The sequence below is a fragment of the Streptomyces rimosus subsp. rimosus genome (assembly GCF_000720725.1).
Lineage (GTDB): Bacteria > Actinomycetota > Actinomycetes > Streptomycetales > Streptomycetaceae > Streptomyces > Streptomyces rimosus_A.
The window spans coordinates 1-7,369 of sequence record NZ_JOCQ01000188.1 but is presented as its reverse complement, the minus strand read 5'-3'; the positions used below and the strand labels follow the sequence as shown (position 1 = coordinate 7,369).

General features: G+C 73.3%; 1 protein-coding gene and 1 pseudogene. Both read left to right on the top strand.

All coding sequences use genetic code 11. The features are described from left to right. Positions 1–16 precede the first annotated feature (16 nt). The gene (locus tag IH45_RS0141985; RefSeq protein WP_050515576.1) at positions 17–4,687 is read left to right on the top strand and encodes a non-ribosomal peptide synthetase; all 4,671 of its coding nucleotides are present in this window, start codon (positions 17–19) and stop codon (positions 4,685–4,687) included. After that, positions 4,675–7,369 (top strand): annotated as a pseudogene (locus tag IH45_RS01000000144730) (non-ribosomal peptide synthetase); the annotation flags it as partial. The gene IH45_RS0141985 and the pseudogene IH45_RS01000000144730, both read left to right, overlap by 13 nt.

Sequence of the window (7,369 nt, the reverse complement as noted above, 5' to 3'; positions counted from 1 at the left end):
GGAACGCCCTGACCCGATGCCGTTGTCGTTCGGTCAGCAGCGGATGTGGTTCCTGCACAGCCTGGAAGGCCCCAGCCCGACCAACAATATTCCGCTCGCTATTCGCCTGACCGGGGAACTGAACACCGCGGCACTGGAAGCGGCCTGGGGGGATGTGGTTGTTCGGCACGAAACCCTCCGCACCCGCTACCCCGAGCACGGCGGCAGCGCCTGCCAGGACATCGCGGACGCGGCGGAGGTGACCGTACGCCTCACCACCGCCCGAGTAGGCGCGGACGACGTGGAACAGGCGCTGGCGGCGGGCGTCGAGCAGGGTTTCCGTATCGAGAGCGAACTGCCGTGGCGCGTCACGCTCTTCGAGGTGGCGCCGGACGATCACGTACTGCTGATCGTGGTCCATCACATCGCCGCCGACGGGTGGTCCATGGGCGTACTGGCCGACGACCTGGCGACCGCCTACGCCGCGCGCGCCGAGGGCCGTGCGCCCGGCTGGGCACCGCCGGCGGTCCAGTACGCCGATTTCACCCTCTGGCAGCGCGAACTCCTCGCCCAGGACCCCGAGGACGGCCTCTTCCGCCGGCAGGCCGCGTTCTGGTCCGAGACGCTGGCCGGGCTGCCCGAACACCTGAAACTGCCCTTCGACCGGCCCCGCCCGCCGGTGGCGAACCACCGCGGGGCATTCCTGCCCTTCACGGTGGACGCCGCCGCGCACCGCCGCCTCCTGGAGATCGCGCGCGACTGCGACGCCACGCTGTTCATGGTCGCCCAGGCCGCCGTCGTGGTCCTGCTCTCGCGGCTCGGCGCCGGGGAGGACATCCCGCTCGGCACACCCATCGCGGGCCGTACGGACGAGGCTGTCGACGACCTGGTCGGCAACTTCCTCAACACGCTGGTGCTGCGCACCGACGTCGGCGGCAACCCCGCCTTCACCGAACTGGTCGCACGGGTACGTGAGACCGACCTCGCCGCCTATGCCCACCAGGACCTGCCCTTCGAGCACCTGGTGGAGGTGCTGAACCCGGTCCGCTCGCTGGCCCGGCACCCGCTGTTCCAGGTCGCCTTCGCCCTCCAGAACGCCCCCGAGACGCACTTCGACGCCCCGGGACTGGCCTCCCGGCTCGTGCCGGTGGAGATGTCCACCTCAAAGTTCGACCTGTCGGTCCTGATGTGGGAACGCCGGGACGCCGGGGGCGCCGCCGCGGGCCTGGAGTGCTACCTCGAATTCGCCACCGACCTCTTCGACCGCACCACCGCCGAGGGCCTGGTGGCCCGCCTGCTGCGGGTCCTCGACCAGGTCACCGCCGACCCCTCCGTACGGGCCGGCCGGGTGGACGTGCTCGGCGAGGACGAGCGGAGCCGGGTCACCGCCGCGGCGGCGGCCGACCGGGCGGACGCGCGGGGCGAGACCGTGACCCGGCGCTTCGAGCGGATCGCCGCCCGGCACGCGGAGGCACCGGCGGTGCGGTACGGGGACGCCACGCTGACGTACGGGGAACTGGACGCGCGGGCGAACCGGTGCGCCTGGTACCTGCGCGCGAAGGGCGTCACCCCCGGGGCCCGGGTCGCGGTGATGCTGGACCGCTCGGCGGACCTCGTCACCGTGCTGCTCGGCATCGCCAAGGCCGGCGCCGTGGCCGTACCGGTGGACACCGCCTACCCGGTCGAGCGGGTGCGGTTCCTACTGGAGGACTCCGCCCCCGTTCTGGTCATGACGCGTTCCGAGGTGGCGGAGGCGCTGGGGCACTTCCCGGCCGTTCCGTTGCCGGTACGGGTGCCGCCGGAGTCGGGCCTGTACGTGATGTACACCTCCGGCTCGACCGGGACGCCCAAGGGCGTCGTCGCGACGCACGCGAACGTCGCCGCGCTCGCCCTCGACCCCTGCTGGGACGGCATCGGCACCGGCCGCGTCCTCTTCCACGCGCCACACACCTTCGACGCCTCCACCCTGGAGCTGTGGGTGCCGCTGCTCAACGGCGGGTGCGTGGTGGTCGCGCCCGCGGCGGACCTGGACGGTACGACGCTAGCCGGGCTCGTGGAAGAACACGCGCTGACGGCCGTCCACGTGACCGCCGGCCTGTTCCGCGTCCTGGCGCAGGAGAGTCCCGAGTGCTTCGCCGGTCTCCAACACGTCCTGACCGGCGGTGACGTGGTCCCCGCCGAAGCCGTCGCCCGGGTCGCCGAGGTGTGCCCCGGCGCCGCGGTCCACCACCTGTACGGCCCGACCGAGACCACCCTGTGCGCCACCACCCACACCCTCCCGCCCGGCGCACAAGCCCCGGCCGTCCTGCCGATCGGCCGCCCGCGCGACGGCGTACGGGTCTTCGTCCTGGACACCCACCTGCACCCGGTGCCGACGGACGTGGCGGGGGAGCTCTACGTGGCCGGATGCGGTGTCGCACACGGCTACCTGGGGCGGGCCGCGCTGACCGCCGAACGGTTCGTGGCGTGCCCGTACGGCGGCGGGCGGATGTACCGCACCGGCGACCTGGTCCGCTGGGACCGGGACGGGAACCTCGTCTTCCTCGGGCGGGCCGACGACCAGGTGAAGGTCCGGGGCTTCCGGATCGAGCCCGCCGAGATCGAAGCCGTTCTCGGGCAGGCCCCGGGTGTGGACCAGGTGGCCGTCGTCGTACGGGAGGACCGGCCCGGCGACAAGCGGCTGGTCGCGTATGTCGTCGGCGACGCGTCCGGGGTACGGGACTTCGCCGCCGACCGGCTGCCCGACTACATGATCCCCGGCACCCTCGTCCCCCTCGACGCGCTGCCCATCACCGGCAACGGCAAGGTGGACCGGGCGGCGCTGCCCGCTCCCGACTACGCGGCGGCGTCGGCGGGACGGGCTCCCCGCACCCCGCTGGAAATCCTGTTCTGCCGCATGTTCGCGGAAGTCCTCGGCCTCGGGGCAGAGGGCGCGCACCCGGATTCCGGCCCGGACACGGACCCCGGCATCGGCGCCGACGCCAACTTCTTCGAGCTGGGCGGCGACAGCATCATCTCCCTGCAACTCGTCGCCCGCGCCGCCCGGGCCGGATACCGGATCAGCGCGACGGACGTCTTCCAGCACAAGACGCCGGAAGCCCTCGCCCTGGTCGCCGAGCCCGTCACGGAGGACGAGACCCGGCACGACGACAGCGCGGGCCCCGTGCCGCTCACCCCGGTCATGCGTCAGCTCGCCGACCGGAACGCCCTGGCGGGGCCGCTGTTCCAGACCGCCATGGTGTGGACGCCGACCGGCCTTACGAGCGTGGAACTCGCCACCGCCCTCCAAGCCGTCCTGGACCACCACGGAGCCCTGCGGTTCCAGCTCGATCCCGGAAGCGGCACAGACGTGGACGGCGGCCTGCACGTCCGGCCGCCGGGCGAAGTGCGGGCCACGGACCTGCTGCGCACGGTCCGGCTGCCCGGCCCGGCGGAACAGATCACGGCCACGATCGTCCGCGAACAGTGCGCCGCCGCGACCCGCCGCCTGGACCCGCACACCGGCACCGTGCTGCAAGCCGTGTGGTTCGACGCCGGCCTGCACCGGCCCGGCCGGCTCTTCCTGGCCGCGCACCACCTCTGCGTGGACAGCGCCTCCTGGCGCATCCTCCTCGACGACCTGGCCCTGGCCCACGAAGCCGTGGCAGCGGGCACCGAGCCGGTCCTGCCCCCGGTCCGTACCTCCTTCCGCCGCTGGGCCGAACTGCTGCGCCGGACCGCGAACGACCCCGCCCGGGCCGCCGAACTGCCGCTGTGGAAACGGGTGGGCGCGCCCACGGCCCCGCTCTTGCCGAAGGCACCGGCGGCCCCGCTCCCACCGAAGGCCCCCACGGCCCCGCTCCCGCCGAAGGCACCGACGGCCCCGACGGCCCCGTTCCTGCCGAAGGCACCCTCAGGGCCGGGCGGTTCCGGCGGATACGGCGGTTCCCGCGGCTCCGGCGAGATGAGTACGACGCTGCCGCCCGCCGTCACGACGGCGCTGCTGACCACCGTCCCGGCGGCCTTCCACGCCGATGTCACCGAAGTGCTCCTCGCCGCGCTGGCACTGGCGGTCGCCGACTGGCGCGGCCGGCCCGGCGCCGTCCTGGTGGACCTCGAACGGCACGGCCGCGAGAGCGGCCTCGCCCCCGGCGTGGACCTGTCCCGTACGGTCGGCTGGTTCACCAGCGTCCACCCGGTCCGGCTCGGCCCGGGCGCGGACCGACCCGGCGCCCTCGACGCCGAAGCCATGCTCAAACGCGTCAAGGAGCAGGTCAGGGAACTGCCCGAGCACGGCATCGGACACGGCCTGCTCCGCCACCTGAACCCGCGGACGGCCGGGACCCTGGCCGCTTCCGCCGAACCCCCGATTCTGTTCAACTACCTCGGCCGCGTCCCCGCCGCGGACCGACCGGGAGCGGCCACCGCCTGGACCGCCACCGGCGACCCCCACCCGCCCGAAGGCGTCCGCACGCACCCCGTGGACCTCGACGCCCGTACCGAGGACACCGCCGAAGGCCCCCGGCTGACGGCGCACTGGGCCTGGGACACGGCGCTGGTCTCCGAGGACGGCATGCGGCGCCTCGCCCAGGCGTGGTCCCGGGCCGCCGAGGCCCTCGCGGCCTGCGCCGAGCAGGGCGACGCGGGCGGCCGCACCCCGTCGGACCTCGATCTCATCTCCCTCACACAGGACGACATCGACCAGCTCGAAACGGAATGGGGAAAGTGACCGTGAGCAAGCCCGGACTGGCCGACGTATGGCCGCTCGCGCCGATGCAGAGGGGCATGCTGTTCCACGCCCTGTACGACGCGGACGCCACGGACATCTACCGGGGCCAGGTGGTCCTGGACCTGGACGGCCGCCTCGACACGGACGCCCTCAGGGCGGCGGGCCACGCGCTGCTGCGCAGGCACCCGACCCTCAGGGCGGGGTTCCGCACCCTCAGGTCAGGCGAGACGGTGCAGATCATCCCGCAGCAGAGCGACCTTCCGTGGCAGGAGCTGGACCTGCGCGCCGTACCGGCCGACCGCCGGGACGCCGCCCTGGACGAGGCCGTGCGCGCGGAGTGGACCCGGCGCTTCGACCTCGCGGCACCGCCGCTGCTGCGGCTCACCGCCGTCCGCGTCCGCGACACCCGCACCCGCGTCGTGCTCACCGTCCACCACATCCTGTGCGACGGCTGGTCCACCTCGATCATCGCCAACGAGCTGGTCGAGCTGTACCGCAACGGCGGCGACGAACGCGCCCTGCCCCCGGTCACCCCGTACCGCAGCTACCTCGCCTGGCTGGCCCGCCGCGACGGCACGGCCGCCGCCGAGGCGTGGCGGCGGGCGCTCGACGGCGCGCAGCCGACCCTCGTGGCGCCGGAGACCGGCAACCGCGCACCGGTCGACCCCGACGAGGTCCGCGTCGAACTGCCCGCCCCGCTGGTGGCGGACCTGGCCGGGCTCGCGCGCCGGCACGGCGTCACCACCAGTACCGTCATGCGCGGCGCCTGGGCGGTGCTCCTCGGCGCGCTGACCGGCCGCGACGACGTGGTCTTCGGGGGGACCACGGCCGGACGCCCGCCGGAGATCCCGGGCATCGACACCACCGTCGGCCTGTTCATCAACACACTGCCCGTACGGGCCCGCTGGTCGCCCACCGACACCGTTGCCCAGCTGCTCACCCGCCTCCAGGACGCCCAGGCGGCGCTGCTGCCGCACGAACACCTCAGCCTCTCCGAGGTCCAGAACGCCGCCGGGACCCGCACCTTGTTCGACACCCTGACCGTCTTCCAGAACTACCCCGTCGACCTGCTCGACCTGACCGCCACCGCCGCGCGGTCGGTGTCCGGGGACCTGAACCTGACGAGCGTCGGCGGCCGGGACGCGGCCCACTACCCGCTGACGTTCACCGCGATGGCCGAGCGCTTCCGCCTCACCTACCGCCCCGACCTGTTCACCCGCGCCGACGCGGAACTCCTGGCCCGGCGCCTGGTCACGGTCCTCGGACAGCTGGCCGCCGACCCCGGCGCCCGCCTCGGCGGCCTCGACGTACTGGTCGACGGCGAACGCGACCGGCTCCTGCACGGCGTGAACACCGGCGCCCCGGGGGCCGCGCCGACGACCGTCCCCGCCGTCTTCGCGCGGACCGCGCGGCGGTACGCGCACGAGACGGCGGTGGTCTCCGCCGAAGGCTCCCTGACGTACGGCGAACTGGACGCGCGCGCGAACCGGTTCGCGCGGTACCTGCACAGCAGGGGAGTGGCGCCCGGCGACCGGGTCGGGGTGACACTTCCCCGGTCGGCGGTACGGGAAGCGGCCGACGGCGGCTTCCCGGCGGCCCAGCTGCCGGTGGAGGTGGCGCCGGAGTCGGCCCTGTACGTGATGTACACCTCGGGTTCGACGGGCACGCCCAAGGGAGTCGTGGCCACCCACGGCGGAGTGGCGGGCCTGGCGCTGGACTCCTGCTGGGGCGACATCGGGACGGGCCGCGTCCTGTTCCATGCGCCGCACGCCTTCGACGCCTCGACGTTCGAGCTGTGGGTGCCGCTGCTGAACGGCGGGTGCGTGGTCGTCGCGCCGGATGCGGACCTCGACGGCCACACCCTGGCCCGCCTGATCGGCACCTACGCGCTCACGGCCGTACACGTCACAGCGGGCCTCTTCCGCGTACTCGCCCAGGAGACCCCTGCCTGCTTCGCCGACCTCCGGCACGTCCTGACCGGCGGCGACGTCGTACCGGCCGACGCCGCCGCGAGCGTCATGGACGCCTGCCCCGGCGTCACGGTGCGCCATCTGTACGGCCCGACGGAAACCACGCTGTGCGCGACGACATTCGCCATCGAACCGGGTGCGAAAGTGCCGTCCGTATTGCCGATCGGCGGGCCGCGGGACGGGATGCGGGTATTCGTCCTCGACGGTTTTCTGCGGCCTGTTCCGGTGGGTGTGGCCGGGGAGTTGTACGTGGCGGGTGGCGGCGTGGCCCGTGAATATCTGGGCCGCCCGTCGCTGACCGCGGAACGCTTTGTGGCATCTCCGTACGGCGGCGGCCGGATGTACCGCACCGGCGACCTGGTGCGCTGGGACCACGAGGGCCATCTCGTCTTTCTCGGGCGGGCCGACGACCAGGTGAAGATCCGGGGATTCCGTATCGAGCCCGCCGAGATCGAGTCCGTTCTCGCACAGGTTCCTATTTCGCGGCGGTGCGGTTGCCGGATTACATGGTGCCGTCGGCGGTGGTGGTGCTGGATGAGCTGCCGTTGACGGTCAACGGCAAGGTGGACCGGGGGGCTCTTCCTGCGCCGGATTATGCGGGAGCTGTATCGGATCGTGGGCCGCGTTCGCCTCAGGAGCAGATTCTGTGCCGGTTGTTTGCCGAGGTGCTGGGGCTGGAGCAGGTCGGTATCGATGACGGGTTCTTCGACCT

What these genes read in the sequence shown, in the direction of transcription:
- IH45_RS0141985 (WP_050515576.1), top strand. Translation starts at nt 17, where the DNA reads ATGCCGTTGTCGTTCGGTCAGCAGCGGATGTGGTTCCTGCACAGCCTG.